This window comes from Streptomyces sp. NPDC059832 (assembly GCF_042731715.1).
In the GTDB taxonomy this organism is placed as follows: Bacteria; Actinomycetota; Actinomycetes; order Streptomycetales; family Streptomycetaceae; genus Streptomyces.
In genome coordinates this window covers 146,707-163,404 of the sequence record NZ_JBHWIY010000007.1, presented here as the reverse complement: position 1 = coordinate 163,404, position 16,698 = coordinate 146,707, and the positions used below count along the sequence as shown (strand labels likewise).

The following is a 16,698-nucleotide window of genomic DNA, read 5'->3' as shown; positions in this document are numbered from 1 at the left end:
AAAAAAAAAAAACCCCCTCCCCCCCAAGATGCGAAGGGGCGAAAAAAACTATTCCCTCCGGGGGGGGAAAGCACATTCCCCCGGGGGAGGCGGGGGGGGGGCGTTTTTGTGGGCGCCCCAGGGGCCTCCCCCCCCCCCGAAGCCGAGTACCGAGCTACGCCTTCCGGATGACTACGGGATACGGAGGCAAGTTTGCAGGGCGCGTCACGACGGCCTTGGGGTTCAGGGAGTGGTCTTCAATCGGGGCCCTTCCCACACCGAGGTCGTTCACCTTGGACGTGATGAAGTAGGAGCCCTCATTCTGGCCGGAAGCAGGGGTGATGACCCACAACTCATTGGAGGGGTAGAACGGCGGGACGCTGGGACCAACGATCAACGGGCGTACCGCGATCTGCTCCTTGGGCTCGGCACTCGGAAGCACCCATCCCGCACGCCGATCTGCCGTTTCGATCGTGAACACGTTCCGATCGTGACCAGGAGCATGCGTAATGATCCATTTCTGCGCAGGAGGATCGGGGAGCAGCGCAGCGAACAGCAGGTGGTCGATCACGACAGCGTGACCCTGCATCAGTTCAATCGTGCAGGTGAGCTCAGCCGCCCGAGCCACAGACGGCGCAGTCGCCGCGAACGCCAGACCAGCCAGTCCTGCGGCACCACTCCTCAGCACAGTCCTGCGACCAAGCTCCCCTGATGCGGTCATGTCGCCTTACTCCCTCGCTCGTCGACAAAGATCGTCCTGTCAACGAATTGGGGGGCCGCGGTTTCTGCGATGAGGACGGCGGCGGTGACCGGGCCCGAGGTGTCACTGGTGGCTGCGTCGGCTACCGCCGCCCGGACGGCGCGGGCTACTTCCAGCGGATGGTACCCGGGTGCGACCGCAAGCTGGACCTCGATGTGCCGACCTGGCGGATGGTCATGTTGCTCCACTTTGACCGGGCGGCTTCCCAGCACGGCGGTGAGGCGGGCCACGCCCGGAACAGCCGCTGCGACAGCGGCCAGCTCCCCGATGGGGCCCCGCATGGGTCCCGTTCCGGTCGTTGGGAGCGAGCTTCGCGCGGCTGCAGCCTCCGGTGGGGGCCCCATGGCGTTCTCTGCGGTCTGTGGCCTGACGACTCTCTCCGGGCCCTCGTGGAGATCCGTGACGCGCAGATCGACTGACTCAGTGGCCAGGCCGAGCCTTTCAGCGGCCACGTTGAGCAATGCGCTCCTCAACTGCTCCGCGGTGCGGGGAAGCGGCTCCCCCATGAATGCGGTGAATGCGGCCTCGATCCTGAGCGGGCCAGGCGGCAGCGCGCTGGCCGGCGGACGGACGGACGGCTCGGACACGGGGCCGAGCGATGCCGGTCCGATGCGCAGGCTTTCCAGCCGAACGCCGGGAATCTCGGCGGCCGTGCGCCCAAGGGCCCGGACGGCCGCTTGCTCGGTGATCCACGTCCCGTCGTCAGGCCCGCCGAGAGGGAGCAGCCGACCCAGGTCGAGATGGCGCCGTACTGCCTGCATCCATGCCTCAGTTTTCACCGGACTCTCACCCGCTTCCATGGCCGCGGTTCTCTTCCTCCCGTATTGTGCCCCGATTCCGCAGGAGCTCTGGGCAGGGGCACTTCGTACCACTCGTTGAACCACTCCGTCTCATGGCTCACACTCTGATAGATACCGCTAAAACGAATATAATCCTGTTAAAGAGTGCCTTGGTGATCTCCTTCAGGGAGGAACAGCCCGATGACTGAGAACACCGGCGGAAAGCACGGCCGTGCGCCCGGCTCTCGCGGCCGGACGACCATTGCCGACGTGGTGGTAGAGAAGATCGCCGGAATGGCGGCACGCGATGTGCCCGGCGTCCATGCTCTGGGTAGTGGATTCGCACGCTCGATGGGATCCATGCGGGAGCGGATGCCCGGCGCAGGTAGTGGCAAGTCCGTCACGCGCGGGGTCAGTGTCGAGGTGGGAGAGGTGCAGGCGGCCATCGATCTGGAGATCGTCGTCGACTACGGCGTCTCCATCACGGACGTGGCCAGTGACGTGCGCGAGAACGTGATCTCCGCAGTGGAGCGGATGGCGGGCCTGGAAGTCGTGGAAGTCAACATCGCGGTCAGCGACGTGAAGCTGCCCGACGAGGAGGACGAAGAGGAGCAGCAGCGGGTCCAGTAGCCAAGGGGGAGCAGCCCGCTTGAGTGAAGGAGCGAGTGATGAGCAAGGCTGTGGTCGGCTTGATTGCCGGAATGGCACTGGGCTTCGCCGGGTACTTCGGTGGCTTCTGGGCCTTCCTGCTGGTGCTGGTACTGGGCGCCGTCGGACTTGTCGCCGGGCGCTTGATGGAAGGTGATCTCGAGCCGGGTGACTTCATCCGCCGCCGCCATGACGACCACCAGCGGGTGCGCGACAGCCGGCGACGGGCTCAGGGAGACTGACGGCAGTGACCAGTGACGTCGATCGTCGTCCGGGCATTCCTCGCAGAGAGCGGGGTGCGACCACGGTCTCCGACCATGTCGTCGCGAAGATCGCTTCCCACGTGGCCCGCGAGGCGCTGGGCCGGTTCACCGATTCGGCCCGCAGTGTACCGACCGGCCACCGGACGCCACGCGTGACGACGTCTGTACGGGGGGCACCGGAGCGGAACGAGCACGTCGCAGGACGAGGCGGCGATCCCACTCATGGCCGTCCGGACGTGCTCGGCGAAGTACGGATGCGCATTGCCGTGGAGCTCGGCTATCCGTCCGACATCGGGGCTCAGTGCGCTGCGGTGCGCCGCGAGGTCATCGAGCAGCTCAGGACATGGGCCGGCATGGACGTGTCCGAACTCACGGTGTCGGTCGAGAGGCTGCACCCGGTGCACTCGCGGCATAGAGACCGGGAGAGAGTGAGATGAGCTCGAACACCTGGCGGCAGCCGACCGGCGATGGCGACATTCCCTCCGGTACGGGACAGGCAACTTCATCCGCAAGTACCCCCACTGGGGGCGCGACAGCCGCGGTCCACGAATCGCGCCGGTCGGCGCGCCGCTTCTGGTCCGCGCGACGGATTCCCGCAGCCATTGTGGCGCTGCTGTCCGTCGCAGGCATTGGGCTGCTCCTGTACGACGTGGTCTCGGTGCGGGCAGACCGGCCCGGGATGAGCTGGCGACGGCGGCTCGCCGAGGAACTGGCCACACGACCGCTGCATGACGTCTGGATGACCGTCGGGGCCGCAGTGGCGATGGCCCTTGGCCTGTGGCTTTTCCTGCTGGCGGTGACGCCGGGACTGCGCAGAGTGCTACCCATGCGGCAGCCCACCGGAATCCCCAGAACAGGGGAGGTCCACGCCGGGCTCGACCGCCACGCAGCAGCACTGAATCTGCGCGACCGGGCCGTACGGGTGTCCGGTGTGCAATCGGCACGGGTCGATTTCGGCCGCCGGAAGGTCAAAGCCCGGGCACAGGCACATTTCCGCGACCTCAACGAGGTTCACGCGGATCTGGACGCCGCGCTGAGCGAAGCCGTAACGAACTTGGGTCTCGCCCGGAAGCCCACGCTGGACCTGCGCGTCCGGCGCCCGAAGAAGGGGTGAGATGTCCCATGCTCAAGGCAGCGAACCGGGTGTTGCTGGGACTGCTCGGCCTTGGACTGTTCGCCCTGGGTGGCGGGGTGCTGCTCGGTGGGCTGGATCTGCAGCGCCACTGGGGGTTCGACATGCCGGGCTGGTGGCCCTTCCGAGGCCCGGAGGATGTCCTGCTGGGCACCTGGGGACGCGCCCGGTGGCGGGAGGAGGACTGGTGGTGGCCGACCGTCATTGCGGTGCTCGTCGTGCTTCTCGCGCTGCTCCTTTGGTGGCTTCTGGCGCAGCTGCGCGGACACCGGCTGGGCCAGGTCCTCATCGAGAGCGAAGGCGACGCGGCGGCCCGACTCAATGGCCGTGCGCTGGAGGACGCAATCGAGGAAGAGGCGCAGGTGCTGGATGGGATCTCGCGGGCCCATGTGCGGCTGACGGGTCGGCGTGCTGCTCCGGCCGCACGAGTACGGCTGTTGCTCAAGCCTCACGCAGAACCGGCGCGGACTCTGGAGCAACTGAGCGGGGAAACGCTCGCACACGCACGGGACTCGGCAGGCCTGGACCGCCTCCCGTTGGAGGTCCGGCTCCGGGAAGTCCGCCACCGCGCCCGCCGCGTCGCCTGAGCGTTGTTCCGTAAATGATCTACGACGTGTTCGCTGACTTGCTTGTGCCTTCGTCACCCGGCGAGGGAGAGGTTGTGCAGGCGGGCGATGCTGAGCATGGCGTGGTGGACGCCGTCGCCCTTGAGGCGGCAGTCGCGGAGGATCTTCCAGGTCTTCATCCGGGCGAAGGCGTGCTCGACGCGGGCATGGACTTTCCGGTGCGCGAGCTCTTGGACCGTGGCAGCACCCGAGTCCCTGACCGCCTTCGTGATCCGGACGCTCTCCAGGCGCAGTGGTCGTCCACGCCGAACGGCAGGGGCGCCGCGTCACCTACCGCACCCGTGCCGAGGTGGTGGCGCTGCCGGTGGCCGTGCAAGCGGATCGGGCGGCCCTCAAGGTAGTTCCCTTCCACGCCAGTTGTAGCCGGCGGGGCTGCTCAGCGAGTCGGCACATCGGCAGAGCAGGGGAAAACCAGGTGCGACTGCCCCCACCAGCCCCATACGCTGGGCGAACAGGACAATCCCCTCGGAGGAGCCCACCGCTTGCAGGCCGCAGTAACCGTCACCCCTACCCAGATCCCGGACCTCCTCCTGGGCCTCGCCACAGTCCGCCCGGTATTCCTCTGGGGTGCCCCCGGCATCGGGAAGTCCTCCCTGGTGAGGAAGTTCGCCGACTCCCTGGGCCTGGAGTGTGTAAGCCTGCTGGGTACTCAGCTCGCCCCTGAAGACCTGATTGGCGTGCCGCAGATCCGCGACGGCCGCTCCGTGTTCTGCCCGCCGGAGGCAATCGCCCGCGACGAGCCGTACTGCCTCTTCCTGGACGAGCTGAACGCCGCGACCCCGGATGTGCAGAAGGCTTTCTACTCGCTCATCCTCGACCGCCGGATCGGCAACTACGAGCTCCCGGCAGGCTCGATCGTGATCGGCGCCGGCAACCGCGCCACCGACAACGCCCTGGCACGTCCCATCGCCTCCGCACTCGTCAACCGCCTCACCCACGTCCACCTGCGTGCCTCCGCCATCGACTGGCTGGTGTGGGCGGGCGAGAACGGCATCCACCCCTGGGTGGTGGACTACCTCGCCGACCGGCCCGACCACCTGTGGTCGCAGCCGCCCAAGACCGAGGAGCCGTTCTCCACGCCCCGCTCCTGGCACATGCTCTCCGACGCGCTGCACTCCTTCGGGCCGGCGCTGGACGAGGAGACACTGAAGATCGTGGCCCACGGGACGCTGACCCCCGCCCATGCCGTCTCCTTCTGCGGGTACGCCAAGATCGTGCGACACACCTACGGCATCGAGGCGATCATCAAGGGAGACGCCTCCTGGCCCCGCCGCATCGAGGACCGCGACCTGCTCTACTACCTCGCCGAGGCGTTTCGGGGACGGCTCGTCAAGGAGCTCCCGGCCCGGCGCGAGCACGCCTCGGCCACCGTGCGCGAGACCTCCTACCGCGCCAAGTCTCTGCTCGTCCAGCTCGCCGAGATCTCCGTCGAGGTCGCCCAGACCGTCATCGCCGAGGACGCCGACGGCAACCCGGTGCTGCCCGCCTGGTTCCTGGTGGAGGCCGCCCGCGACATGCCGCGCCTGGTCGAGGCCCGGCGTTGAGCCGGTCCCGCAAGCAGGGCGCAGACCGCCCCGACCCGGCCGCCGAGGCCTTCGCCGCCGGCGCCGACCTGGTGCGCCGCAACCCCGCCCTCGCAGCCGTCGACGCCAACTTCGTCCGCACCAAAGGCAACGCCGACGCCCCTGGCCAGGGCCTCGTCCGGGCAGACTCCAACGGGCGGGTGCACGTCCACCCCACGCGCCGAGCCGAACCCGGCGAGTGGGCCTGGGCGCTCGCCCATGCCCTCCTCCACCTCGGACTCGGCCACCTCCCCGCCGCCAAGGAGCCCCGCGAACAGCCCGACCGCTTCGACCTCGCCGCCCGCTGCACCGTCGTCAACCGCTTCCTCGCCACCTTCCCCATCGGCACCGCCCCCGACCACCTCCCCGAGAGCTACCCCGACGGCGACGAGGAGCAGCTCGCCGCCCGCTGGCGCAAGACCGGCGTCCCGGCCGCCTACGAGCGGTGCGGCACCGCGGACGGCGAACCCGACCAGCTGCTGGTCCAGTGGCCGCACTGGGACACCGTCCTGCCCGACCGGCAACTCGCCTTCGCGTACGCCCTGACCCGTACGGTCTCCGCCGCGATGGACGTCGCGGGCGGCCGCCGAGACCGGCTCACCGGTGAGCGCGTCGCCCAGCGTCCCTGGGACCGCGCCCTCAACTGGTTCGTCTCGACCTACCCGCTGCTCGGCGGCCTCGCGGCCGGACTGACCGTCGTCGCCGACGCCGAACTCGCCCGCGTGCACGACATCTCCGTGGCCGCCGTGGACGCCGCCGCAAGCGAGATCTACATCAACCCGCTCAAGCGGTTCACGGACGAGGAGTGGCAGTTCATCCTCGCCCACGAGATGCTGCACGCCGCCTTGCGCCACGGCGGGCGCCGCGGCGCCCGCGACCACTATCTCTTCAACGTCGCCGCCGACTACGTCATCAACGGCTGGCTGGTTGAGATGAGCGTCGGCGCGATGCCCGAAGGGCTGCTGTACGACGCCGAGTTGAAGGGTCTGTCGACCGAGGAGGTGTACGACCGGATCGCCACCGGGCTGCGGCGTGGCCGACGCCTTGCGACCCTGCGCGGCAAGGGCGCCGGCGACATCCTGGGCGAACCACTGCCCGGCCGGACCGCCGACCCCGTCGACCTCGACGAGTTCTACCGGCGCGCCCTCGTCCAGGGCCACCAGCTGCACACCGACCGACAGCGCGGCCTGCTACCGGCCGGACTGGTCCAGGAGATCCGCGCACTTGCCCATCCGCCCGTCCCGTGGGATGCCCAACTGGCCCGCTGGTTCGACGAGTTCGTGCCCAGGCCCGAGCCGGTACGCAGCTACTCCCGGCCCGCCCGGCGCCAGGCCTCGACCCCCGACATCCCGCGCGCGGGCCGCTACTTCCCGCCCGAGGAGGTCGCCCGCTGCACCTTCGGCGTCGTCATGGACACCTCGGGCTCGATGTCCGGCCCGCTGCTCGCCAAGGCACTGGGCGCGATAGCCTCCTACGCCGAGGCCCGCGACGTGCCGGCCGCCCGAGTGGTGTTCTGCGACGCCGCCGCCTACGACGCCGGGTACCTGGCGCCGACGGAGATCGCCGGGCGGGTACGGGTCAGGGGGCGCGGCGGCACGGTCCTGCAACCCGGCATCGACCTGCTGCAGCGGGCCGACGACTTCCCGCCGACGGCCCCCGTCCTGGTGATCACCGACGGCTGGTGCGACGTGCTGCGGGTCCGCCGCGAGCACGCCTACCTGATCCCGGAGGGCGCGGGGCTGCCGTTCACCCCGCGCGGACCGGTCTTCCGGGTGCGCTGAGCGGCAGGGCCGCGTACGGCAAGGCCTCCTCGAACTTGCGGTAGCTCCGGGGCGCCCCCGGCCGGACCGAGGACGTGACGGGCCAGGATGCGTCGCTTGGCCTCGACCTCAAGCAGAACGCGGGCCGGGCCGTGCAGAGCCACATGCGGGGCGATCGTGGGGTGGAAGTCTGAGAGCTCTACCTGGCAGAAATCAACCGTGTTCCCCTGGACAGACCGCTCTCCGCAGTATCCGTCGCCGTCGCAGCGCCGGGCCAGGTCGGCCTCCTCATCCAGCCGTGTCCTGAGGAACGTCACCAGGTGTTCAGTCATGGGGACATCCTCGATGTTCTGCTGGGTGCCGTCACTTGCTTCTGTCGCCCGAGCGCGTTCCCTCGCGGGTCGGCGGTGAAACGATCTTGTCGTGGCTGGTGTGATCACGGCGTCTGAGCCGTCCTGGATGACCCCGTTCGCCGGGCTGAGCCCGCATACCTTCGGGAAGGTCGTGACGGCTCTACGGCGTGAAGGCGCCGACGTCGCCCGCAAGGGATGACGATGCGCCGGCTCGACCCGCTTTTCGGGGTGTCGAAGTTCGCAGCCGACCGCATCATCGACCATCTCGGGCCCATGCTGGCGCTCCGGCCCCGCAAGAGGTTCGCCAAGGGCACCGTGCTTGTCGTGGACGGCACCTTGGTCCCGACCCGCGACCACACCGTCGCCGAGCGGTCGAAGACATCTCATGTCGCTGGTAGGTCAACTAGGCGCTCAGACTGCGAGCTCCAGGGGTGCTGTGAAGGCACGATCGGGGTCGAATGGCGTGCGGCGTTGTAGGCAGTGGTGGGGGCAGCCGAGCAGTTTGTTGAACAGGTTTCTGAGAGCTGCCGTATGGCGCTCTCCACCAGTGCGCCGTCGGTCGTAGTGGGCGCGTGGAGCCTGTGTGCGTAGGGCTGCGAAGGCCCACATGCGCCCGGCTGAGGCCAGCCGCTGGTTTCTTGACGGTCCGTGCCACCACGACGTGGCTGCGGCCAGAGGACCGCGTGACAGGGGCCGCTCCCGCGTACGCCTTCATGGCGCGGGCATCCGCGAAGCGTTCGCGGTCATCTCCGATCTCGGCGAGCACTCGCGCTCCGGAAAGTACGGACAGCCCAGGGAGGCTCGTAGTGATTTCGGCATCTGGGTGCGCGAGGAATGCCGCCTCCGTCGCTGTCGCGAGCTGAGCGACGCTGTTGCATGCAGCATCGACCTGGCGGACGAGCGCTGTTGCCTGTTGTCCCAGTGCCTGCTCGACCTGCAGCGGTTGACGCGGGTAGTCCGCGCGGAAGATTGCCCGAAGCGGGACGCGCTCTGCCCGGGGCTGGTCCTGGACCTCGATGCCACGCTGATCACCTGCCACTCCGAGAAAGAAGCGGGAGGCCCGTCACCGCGGGCATGCCACCGTCGAGGACCACATCCGATGCGGCCAGACCACCGGCTTCGGCCGCTTCCCCTCCTGGGACTTCGCCATCAACGCCGTCTGGCTCGAACTCAGCCTCACAGCGATCGGCCTGCCGGCCCGGACCCGCGTCCTGCTGCTGAACGGCGAACCGGCCACTGCCGAACCGAAAAGGCTCCGCTACCGACTGCTGCACGCCGCCGCCCGCCTCACCCGAGGCGGCCGACGCCTCCACCTGCGGATATCGGCGACCTGGCCATGGAGAAACGAACTCGCCCACGCCTTCCATCGCCTTGCCGCACTGCCCCGACCTGCCGGCTGACCGACAACCCCCTGCCCGCCCACGACCCGAAGGACCCTGGAGAACCCGACCGCCGTGCCGGGCCTCCGCCATGCCCAAACAGCCAAATCACCTCGCCCACCCGACGGCTGACGAGCAGCGACGACTCATCACTCCAACCGAAACGGCGTTGGTCTTCATGGGGTCGAAATGTCGGTCAGTACCGTCTTGGAGCGGGTTCCGTTACGCGAGATGCCGCCATGGAGTTTCGTGCAGACGGGGCCATACCCCTCGATTTGAATCGCGCTTTCAGGATGATTGCCAGAAGCCGATGAGTCGCGTCATGGCATCGCTGGTGACGAGCGCTCGGGCGATGATGACGGCCATGCGGAAGCACCGGATTCCAGCGGTCTGCATCGCCGTGCATACGTGTGAGGCGCATACTGAAAAGACCTGGGAGAACGGAGGACGCCATGATCATTCTCGGCGTCATTCTGCTGGTCATCGGTCTGGTGGCCGGCATATCGATCCTGTGGACCATCGGTATCGTGCTCGTCGCGATCGGCATCGTTCTTTGGATCCTGGGTGCCGTCGGGCATGCAGTGGGCGGTCGACGGCACTACTGGTAGTGCCGCTTGCTCCGGATCTCCGTGCACGCGGCCACCGTGATGTCCAGCGGGGGCTGTGATGTGGGGGTGCTCGGATGCCGCGTGCCATTCAGCGTCCCGGATGGGAGCACACATGGCTGTACGGCATCAGCTCATCGCCCGGGAACCGTCCGTACTCTGGGCGGTTCTGGAGGACGAGAGCCGGTACGCGGACTGGGTGGTGGGGACCTTGGACTCCGCCCCGGGCAACGGGCGTTGGCCGGAAGTCGGATCGTCGTTCAAATACACGGTGCGTGTGGGGCCGAAGGAGTTCCACGGACGCACGACGGTCCGTCGTCTCGACGCCCCGCGCGCGCTGGAACTCGAAGTGCAGGGAGGGCCGTTGGGTACGGCACGGATAGCATTCGACATCCGGCCGTGGGGCGAGAAGACCCTGGTCATTCTCGACGAGCATCCACTGCGCGGCCTGGGAGGGAGTCTCCACAACACAGTTGTCGACGCCTTTGCACAGATCCGGCACCGCAGCATGTTGCGGCGACTTGCGGAAGTCGTCGAAGGAATGCCTCAGGACACGGGGTGAGTGACAGGCTGAGGGGACCAGCCCCAACTGCTGGTCAGCTGGCTGGGTCCAGTAGCTCAGCGAGACGCTCGTCTGGGGTTGACCAGTCGAGCGTCTTTCGTGGTCGGCTGTTGAGTTCGGAGGGCATCACCTCCAGCTGCTCAGGAGTGTGGGACGAGTCAATGTCCTTGGGGAAATGCCGTCGCAGCAGGCCGTTGGTGTTCTTCTTCGAGCCACGCCGCCCGGGGTAACGGAAGCTTAGCCAAGGGCTGTCCCGTAATCCCTGGCGGGCGCGCGACGACAGCTACGGCACCTCGCCGCGTTGTCGGAACGCCCGAATACATTTCGGGCGTCCCTCTGCCTTGCGATGCACCGCATCCGACGCCGCACGCTGATCCACCAGGGATTACGGGACAGCCTTAGCCGGATAGCGGAAGTAGACCGAATATCTGTGGACTTGCTGCACGGCTGGTGGGCCGCCATCTTCACGCCCTGGTCACAGGGCAGGGAACGCCAACGGCCCGGCGGAAGGGATTGGACGGTCGCGGCGAAAGCGTTACGTGTGGCCAGGAGACCGTGGCCCCACGGAGATGAAGGATGGGCTCGTGCCGTCGTCCGCTGCACCCCCAAATCATCGATCCACACAGCAGCCGCCCACCCCGGCTGACAGCCCTTGGCTCCGCTCAAGGTGCGAGGCGCCCGATACCGATCAGACTTGAATGCATGGCAGAAGAACGACAGCCCCGCGGCGAAAGCCACGACTTCCGAAACGCGGCGGAGCGATTTGGAAACACGCACCGCGAACACGTCAAGCTGCGTATTGCGGGCCTGCTGCCTTGTTGCAACTTCGTCCCCGCTGCAGGCACTCACGTTGAGGCCGCCGGAGTCCGGCCATGGGACTGATCACGGGGCTGCTCACGCTCCCCATCGCACCGGTCCGCGGTCTGATCGGGGCGGCGGAAGCTCAGCGACACTGTCGAGCGCGAACTGTACGACTCGGGAGTGCTCCGTGCCCAGCTGCCTGTACTGATCCGGGAACTTGAAGGCGGATGTATCGGCACGTAGGGAGTTCGAATCGGGAAGAGGGACGGCTGCTCGACCGGCTAGGTCGGCCCCGCACCGAACGATCGAAGGTGACGCACTCATGGATGACACAGCCAAGGTGACCCTCGCGGCCGCAGTAGTGGGCGGCTATGTGCTGGGCCGGACGAAAAAGGGCCGGCTGGCCCTGACCATTGCAACGTACCTGGCAGGGAGACGATTCGGCCTGGAACCCCGACAGCTTGCCGCCGAAGGAATGCGCAGACTAGGAGAGATGCCCCAGTTCGCCGAGCTGCAGGAGCAGCTGAAAGGGGAAGTCTTCGACGCAGGCCGTAAGGCAGTGGCTGCCGCCGCCGACCGGGGCATGAGTTCGCTGGCCGACGCCATCAGTGACCGTACGGCCCGGCTCGGTGAGAAGCAGGATGAGGGGGAGGAAGAGGGGGACGAGGAGGAGTACGAGCTGGAAGAGGGAGGCGCGGAGTACGAGGAAGAGGAGGAACCGGAAGAGGAAGAGGAAGAACCGGAGGCCGAGTACGAAGAGGGCCAGGCTGAGGAAGAGGAAGAAGAGGAAGAGCAGCCAGAAGAGGAATACGAGGAGGAAGAGGAAGAGGAAGAGCCGGAAGCGAGGCAGTCGAAGCAGCGCCGCAGTTCTCGCCAATCAGCCCAGCCCAGAGGAGGCGCGGCGCGCAAGAAGACCGCTCCCGCCCATGGAGAGAAGCCTCGGACGGCCAAGAAGTCTGCCGCCCGGAAGGCGGCCCCGGCAAAGAAGACGGCTGCGAAGAAAACTGCTCCGGCCAAGAAGTCCGCCGCCCGGAAGGCGGCCCCGGCAAAGAAGACGGCTGCGAAGAAAACTGCTCCGGCCAAGAAGTCCGCGGCCCGGAAGACGGCCCCGGCAAAGAAGACGGCTGCGAAGAAAACTGCTCCGGCCAAGAAGTCCGCCGCCCGGAAGACGACGTCGTCGAAGCGAGCAGCGTCCAAGCGCGCCGATCGTCGGAGGTAGCCAGTCATGACCAGGACGGAAACAGACCAGCCCACGGCGCAAATGTCGGGTGTGGACCGGCTTCGCGAAGAGGCGTCCAAGTTCCTCAGTGCACAGGTGGAGAGGCTCGCCGAGAAGGCGGGTGACAAACTGACCGACGTCACTGGGCAGCTCACCGATGTGGCTGAGAGTGGATCACTTCCTGCGATCGGCTCCCGTATTCTCCAGGGCGATTCCCCGCTGAAGGCATTCGTCGGAGAGAAAGCCAAGGGCGTCAAGGACAAAGTCGTGGGGAAGGTCAAGGAAGCGTTCGGCGGCGGAAAGGGGAAACGCAAGTCGAGCGGCGGCAAGGTCATGAACATTATCGAGGTTCTCGATGTGGGAGTGCCCCTGCGTGTCGCGTACGACCACTGGACGCAGTACGACCAGTTCAGCAGCTTCGCGAAGGGCGTTCGCGACGTCTCGAAGAACGATGAGATGTCCAGTGACTGGAAGGTCAAAGTCGGCCCTTCCTCGCGCGGCTTCAAAGCGACTGTCCAGGAACAGATTCCCGACGACCGCATCGTTTGGACATCCGAGGGAGCCAAGGGAACTACCCGTGGTGCGGTCAGTTTCCATGAGCTGGCACCCAGCCTGACTCGAATCGTCCTGGTCGTGGAGTACTACCCGTCCGGGTTCTTCGAGAAGACGGGCAACCTGTGGCGTGCCCAAGGGCGCCGAATGCGACTCGACTTCAAGCACTTTCAGCGATACGTCACCCTCGCCCAGGAAGAGCCCGAGGGCTGGCGCGGTGAAATCCGGGACGGTGAAGTCGTCGTGTCCCACGAAGACGCCATGGAAGAAGAGGCGGCCGAGCAGGAGGACGCACAAGGCGAGGAGTCCGAGGACGAGGACTACGAGGAGGAGCCCGAGGACTACGAGCCCGAGGACGAAGAATACGAGGACGAGGACGAGCCTGACGACGAAGAGTACGAGGACGAGGACGAGGACGAGCCTGAGGACGAGGACGAAGAAGAAGGCGAATACGAGGAAGAAGAAGGGGAAGAAGCCCCCTCCCGGGGGCGGGGACGACAGAGGTGACGCCGTGACTTGCGTCGCCTTCACGCAGAGGGGCCTACCCGTTTCGGGGCCGCAGAAGACCAATCTTGTCGGGCCGCAGCGTATCCAGATGGGTCGTGATCCGCCGCAGGACTTTGCGCGGCTTGGGCATCGGACGGTGCGGCGGGGCGGGACTGCGGACTGCCGGAGCAGACGGATGTACCTGCCGACGACACAGAGATCGCCTCGAAATCCCTGGTGCCGTTCGCGGATACCGGCGACGATGCGGCGCGGACGGCCGTTGACGTCCGTGGTTCCGTCCGGGGCCAAAGGTGGCTCTGCTTCGGAAGAGGCGTGCCAGGAACTTCCGCGGGTGGGACTGTAACTGCCCCGCCACGCGTACTGCACCGGCCACCTCGAAGGGCAGTTCCGTGTCGGTCACGGAGGACGCGTCGAGCCCTGCCCGCCGTGCGGCCTCTGCCTCGTCCCTGACCGCGTCGATGTGCTGCGGATCCCGTGTGCAGGTGGAGGCGGTGAGTGCTCCAGGTCGGCGTCGATGTTCAGTTCGGCGAAGAGAGCGGCCGTCCGGTCGAGCGCGTCCTGTTGTCATAGCGCGTACAGTCGGCGCTGCGGGCGCCGTGCTTCGCTTCCAACTGCGCCTACACCAAACCATGCGCAGCCGCCAGTTTTTGTCGTAGAGCCCCTGCTGGTCCGGTCCGATCTGGTCGACGTGCGCCCCGCCAAAGTCGGCCTCCACTTGGGCGCGGACCGCCCGCACGCGCCTATCCATGTCGTCGCCGCAGACGACGTGGTCAGGGACTATGCCTTCGGTGACCAGTTCGGAGGCCTGCTCGAAGTGTTTCGGGGTCCGCAGCACCTGAAGTCTGCGGCGGCCTCCAACCACAGGCGAGAAAACAGGCGGAGAAAAGGTTCCTGTACGAGTCGCAGAGTGGCGAGACTCTGCCGGGCTACCAGTAGTGCCTTCGACCAGCGACCGCGTGCCCCAGCGACCCCAAGATCCACAAGACAACCCCGATAACCGCGAGAACTATCCCGATTGTCCACAGTATGGAGATCCCGGTCACGAACCCGACGACAAGCAAAATGATTCCGAGAATTATCACGGTGTTCTCCGATCTTGCACATGCCCTCTCTTCTTACTGTGATTCCTGCGCACCGCAAGGGCAACTGCTCAGGGAATGGGCACATGCGCCTGCCATGACTTTTTCTCCAAAGGTGGGCCGTCGAAGAACAGGTCAACAAGAGTGAACACCGGCGTTCCACCACTTGCGAAACGCGCATGATACTGATCGCCGTTTGCGTGCGTCGTCAGTGCCCAGGGCCTCACTGGAAGTGATTCCTTCCACGGGAGACAGCGTGCCCACCACCCCACCGCTCACAGCGTTTCTTGTGCGGCAGCGATGGCGCTATGCAGCCAGTGGGGAGGCTGCGGCACGCGGTTAGGAGGCTGCACGCGGCGCTGAAGCAATGTGTGAGCTCCGAGATGCGGTCAGCCCAGGCCGTATATCATGGAACGGCGTCTTGTGAAGGTGACGCGGGCATCATGTCGTCTCCGATTCCGGAGCGGAAACATGGCCGTAGGCGAAGAGGACGAGACAGGGCGCGTCCGGCGTCCGTCCAGCAAGAAGCCCGTCAAGAAGACCGCCAGGAAAACCAGCACCGGACGGGCCAGCAGCCGCACGAACGAAACGAAGCGCGCGGCCCGTCGGGTTTCGGCCCCGCGAGCCATGCGGTATGCGGCTGAGCAGCTCCAGGAGCTTTTGGGGCGAGCACCCGAGTCCGTCTCGGCGGTGAAGCCGACGGAGGGCGGCTGGCAGGCGGACGTGGAAGTTATGGAGCTGGAGCGTATCCCCGGCACTACAAGCGTGATGGCGAGTTACCGGGTGACGCTGGACGAGGAAGGCGAACTGCTGGCGTACGAGCGCACCCGCCGCTACACCCGAGCCCAGATCGACCCGCGTGGCTAGGGCCGGAATGCCACTGCTGCACCGGCGCTCCACGGACGAACGGAAGCGGCCTCGTCCGGAGCCACGCGTGAGCTGTTGAAAGGAGGCACCATGACTATGGTGCCGCAGGGCGGAGGAACCGTTTCCAGGGCCGGCGGAGGAGGGTCGGGGAACCTTTACGACATCCTCGAGCTGATTCTGGACCGCGGCCTGGTGATCGATGTCTTTGTACGTGTGTCCTTGGTGGGCATCGAGATCCTCAAGATCGATGCCCGCATCGTCGTGGCGAGCGTGGATACCTACCTGCGCTTCGCGGAGGCCTGCAACCGCCTCGACCTTGAGGAGGGCCGCAAGGCTCCGTCTCAGTTGACCGACCTGGTCGGCGAGGTGACCGAGGGCGGAGCGCATGGCAAGGCCAAGGGTGCGCTGAGCGGGGCCGCTGACGTGCTGACCGACGCCCTGAAGGGAGGGCACGACGACGAGGAGGACGAAAAGAGGCGCAAGGAGCCCGAGGAGAGGCGGGAGCGGCCGCGGCGTCGGCCTGCCGCCCGACGCCGCGAGGAGTGAACCATGGCCGTATACGTGTATTCCATTGTCCTGGCCACCCATCCGCAGCGCTTGGACGGCCTCCACGGGGTGGGGGACCCGCCTGCGACCCTCCGCACGGTGCGCACCGAAATACTGTCCGCGGTCGTCAGCGACGCGCCCGAGGAGTTGCGTCCCAAACGCCGGGACCTCGGCGCGCACCAGGCCGTCCAGGAACAGCTGATGGCCGACGGCACCGTTCTGCCACTGCAGTTCGGCTTCACCACCGTGGACGACGACGCTGTGCGAGCGGTCCTGGAGGACGGTACGGATAATTTCAGCGAACGCTTGCGGGCGCTGGAGGGCTGCGTGGAATACCACCTGAAGGCCGCCCAGGACGAGGATGCGCTGTTGCGTCAAATCCTTCGGGAGTCCGACGAGGCGCGCGAGCTCAACGAGGAGATCAGAAGCGGCCGCAGCAGCCCGGAACTTCCGCTTGCCCTCGGGGAGCTGATCTCCCAAGAGGTACAAGCGCGGCAGGATCGGCTCGCCAGCGCAGTCCTCGATGCGCTGCGCGGACTCGCGCGGGAAGAACGCTCGTCGCGGCCGACCGGGAACGACTTCCTGAATGTGTCCTTCCTCGTGGAGCGGGACAACGAGAAGAACTTCCTCGGCGCGGAACAGGACATCGCCAAGGAACTGGGCGAGGACTTCGACCTGCGACTGGTCGGCCCGCTGCCCGCCTACAGCTTCGTCTGAGG

Annotated in this window: 19 protein-coding genes and 4 pseudogenes; 16 read left to right on the top strand and 7 right to left on the bottom strand. The window is 66.8% G+C overall.

Features of this window, described 5'->3' with window-relative positions; genetic code table 11:
* Positions 1–154 precede the first annotated feature (154 nt).
* Positions 155–700 carry an I66 family serine proteinase inhibitor gene (locus ACFV8T_RS15045; RefSeq protein WP_385327613.1) on the bottom strand — a complete coding sequence of 182 codons (546 nt, stop codon included), beginning with the start codon at positions 698–700 and terminating at the stop codon, positions 155–157.
* Entirely contained in the window at positions 697–1,539 is an 843-nt protein-coding gene (locus ACFV8T_RS15040) for a hypothetical protein (RefSeq protein ID WP_385327611.1), read from the bottom strand. Before ACFV8T_RS15040 ends, ACFV8T_RS15045 begins: the two co-directional genes overlap by 4 nt.
* A gap of 180 nt (positions 1,540–1,719) precedes the next feature.
* Here ACFV8T_RS15040 and ACFV8T_RS15035 point away from each other — a divergent pair, with 180 nt between their 5' ends.
* Genes ACFV8T_RS15035 through amaP form a run of 5 tightly spaced genes read left to right on the top strand, consistent with a single transcriptional unit; the run spans position 1,720 to position 4,148 of the window.
* Positions 1,720–2,148 (top strand): Asp23/Gls24 family envelope stress response protein, encoded by a 429-nt coding sequence (locus ACFV8T_RS15035; RefSeq protein ID WP_385327609.1) that lies wholly within the window; start codon positions 1,720–1,722, stop codon positions 2,146–2,148.
* Between the two features lie 38 nt (positions 2,149–2,186).
* Positions 2,187–2,408, top strand: coding sequence for a hypothetical protein (locus ACFV8T_RS15030; protein ID WP_385327608.1), 222 nt, complete (start codon positions 2,187–2,189; stop codon positions 2,406–2,408).
* 5 nt (positions 2,409–2,413) lie between these two features.
* Complete coding sequence (locus ACFV8T_RS15025) at positions 2,414–2,866, top strand: Asp23/Gls24 family envelope stress response protein (protein WP_385327607.1); 453 nt, start codon at positions 2,414–2,416, stop codon at positions 2,864–2,866.
* Positions 2,863–3,543, top strand: coding sequence for a DUF6286 domain-containing protein (locus ACFV8T_RS15020; RefSeq protein WP_385327605.1), 681 nt, complete (start codon positions 2,863–2,865; stop codon positions 3,541–3,543). The genes ACFV8T_RS15025 and ACFV8T_RS15020 overlap by 4 nt, the downstream gene beginning before the upstream one ends.
* Positions 3,544–3,551: 8 nt before the next feature.
* Positions 3,552–4,148, top strand: coding sequence for an alkaline shock response membrane anchor protein AmaP (gene amaP / locus ACFV8T_RS15015; RefSeq protein ID WP_385327603.1), 597 nt, complete (start codon positions 3,552–3,554; stop codon positions 4,146–4,148).
* A 53-nt stretch (positions 4,149–4,201) separates the two neighbouring features.
* Here amaP and ACFV8T_RS15010 read toward each other — a convergent pair.
* Positions 4,202–4,351: pseudogene (locus ACFV8T_RS15010) on the bottom strand (transposase); the annotation flags it as partial.
* A 318-nt stretch (positions 4,352–4,669) separates the two neighbouring features.
* Between ACFV8T_RS15010 and ACFV8T_RS15005 the strand changes: the two are divergent.
* Positions 4,670–5,731 (top strand): ATP-binding protein, encoded by a 1,062-nt coding sequence (locus ACFV8T_RS15005; protein ID WP_385327601.1) that lies wholly within the window; start codon positions 4,670–4,672, stop codon positions 5,729–5,731.
* On the top strand, positions 5,728–7,530 hold the full coding sequence (locus tag ACFV8T_RS15000) for a hypothetical protein (protein ID WP_385327600.1): 1,803 nt from the start codon (positions 5,728–5,730) through the stop codon (positions 7,528–7,530). The genes ACFV8T_RS15005 and ACFV8T_RS15000 overlap by 4 nt, the downstream gene beginning before the upstream one ends.
* Here ACFV8T_RS15000 and ACFV8T_RS14995 read toward each other — a convergent pair.
* Positions 7,464–7,841, bottom strand: a complete 378-nt coding sequence (locus tag ACFV8T_RS14995; protein WP_385327598.1) for a DUF6221 family protein — start codon at positions 7,839–7,841, stop codon at positions 7,464–7,466. The two genes, ACFV8T_RS15000 and ACFV8T_RS14995, sit on opposite strands and share 67 nt — an antisense overlap.
* A gap of 91 nt (positions 7,842–7,932) precedes the next feature.
* Here ACFV8T_RS14995 and ACFV8T_RS14990 point away from each other — a divergent pair.
* Positions 7,933–8,240 (top strand): annotated as a pseudogene (locus ACFV8T_RS14990) (IS5/IS1182 family transposase); the annotation flags it as partial.
* A 25-nt stretch (positions 8,241–8,265) separates the two neighbouring features.
* Here the strand turns inward: ACFV8T_RS14990 and ACFV8T_RS14985 are convergent.
* A complete protein-coding gene (locus ACFV8T_RS14985) occupies positions 8,266–8,628 on the bottom strand; it encodes a transposase (protein ID WP_385327897.1) in 363 nt (120 codons plus the stop codon).
* Between the two features lie 289 nt (positions 8,629–8,917).
* Here ACFV8T_RS14985 and ACFV8T_RS14980 point away from each other — a divergent pair.
* The 3 genes and pseudogenes from ACFV8T_RS14980 to ACFV8T_RS14970 form a co-directional block, all read left to right on the top strand.
* A pseudogene (locus tag ACFV8T_RS14980) lies at positions 8,918–9,262 on the top strand (transposase); the annotation flags it as partial.
* A gap of 431 nt (positions 9,263–9,693) precedes the next feature.
* A complete protein-coding gene (locus tag ACFV8T_RS14975) occupies positions 9,694–9,849 on the top strand; it encodes a DUF6131 family protein (protein ID WP_164495245.1) in 156 nt (51 codons plus the stop codon).
* 112 nt (positions 9,850–9,961) lie between these two features.
* Entirely contained in the window at positions 9,962–10,408 is a 447-nt protein-coding gene (locus tag ACFV8T_RS14970) for an SRPBCC family protein (RefSeq protein WP_385327597.1), read from the top strand.
* Positions 10,409–10,442: 34 nt separating this feature from the next.
* Here the strand turns inward: ACFV8T_RS14970 and ACFV8T_RS14965 are convergent.
* A pseudogene (locus ACFV8T_RS14965) lies at positions 10,443–10,634 on the bottom strand (IS30 family transposase); the annotation flags it as partial.
* Positions 10,635–11,531: 897 nt separating this feature from the next.
* Between ACFV8T_RS14965 and ACFV8T_RS14960 the strand changes: the two are divergent.
* Complete coding sequence (locus ACFV8T_RS14960; protein WP_385327596.1) at positions 11,532–12,428, top strand: histone protein; 897 nt, start codon at positions 11,532–11,534, stop codon at positions 12,426–12,428.
* Positions 12,429–12,434: 6 nt separating this feature from the next.
* Positions 12,435–13,487: an SRPBCC family protein gene (locus tag ACFV8T_RS14955; RefSeq protein ID WP_385327594.1), complete on the top strand. Its 1,053-nt coding sequence runs from the start codon at positions 12,435–12,437 to the stop codon at positions 13,485–13,487.
* Between the two features lie 926 nt (positions 13,488–14,413).
* On the opposite strand, the gene ACFV8T_RS14950 is transcribed toward ACFV8T_RS14955, so the two are convergent.
* The gene (locus ACFV8T_RS14950) at positions 14,414–14,569 is read right to left on the bottom strand and encodes a DUF6131 family protein (protein WP_229846355.1); all 156 of its coding nucleotides are present in this window, start codon (positions 14,567–14,569) and stop codon (positions 14,414–14,416) included.
* A 468-nt stretch (positions 14,570–15,037) separates the two neighbouring features.
* On the opposite strand from ACFV8T_RS14950, the gene ACFV8T_RS14945 reads away from it, so the two are divergent.
* From ACFV8T_RS14945 to ACFV8T_RS14935, 3 genes are all read left to right on the top strand, one after another.
* A complete protein-coding gene (locus ACFV8T_RS14945) occupies positions 15,038–15,433 on the top strand; it encodes a gas vesicle protein (protein ID WP_385327593.1) in 396 nt (131 codons plus the stop codon).
* Between the two features lie 90 nt (positions 15,434–15,523).
* Positions 15,524–15,979, top strand: a complete 456-nt coding sequence (locus tag ACFV8T_RS14940) for a gas vesicle structural protein GvpA (protein WP_385327591.1) — start codon at positions 15,524–15,526, stop codon at positions 15,977–15,979.
* Positions 15,980–15,982: 3 nt separating this feature from the next.
* A complete protein-coding gene (locus ACFV8T_RS14935; protein ID WP_385327590.1) occupies positions 15,983–16,696 on the top strand; it encodes a GvpL/GvpF family gas vesicle protein in 714 nt (237 codons plus the stop codon).
* Positions 16,697–16,698: the final 2 nt, after the last annotated feature.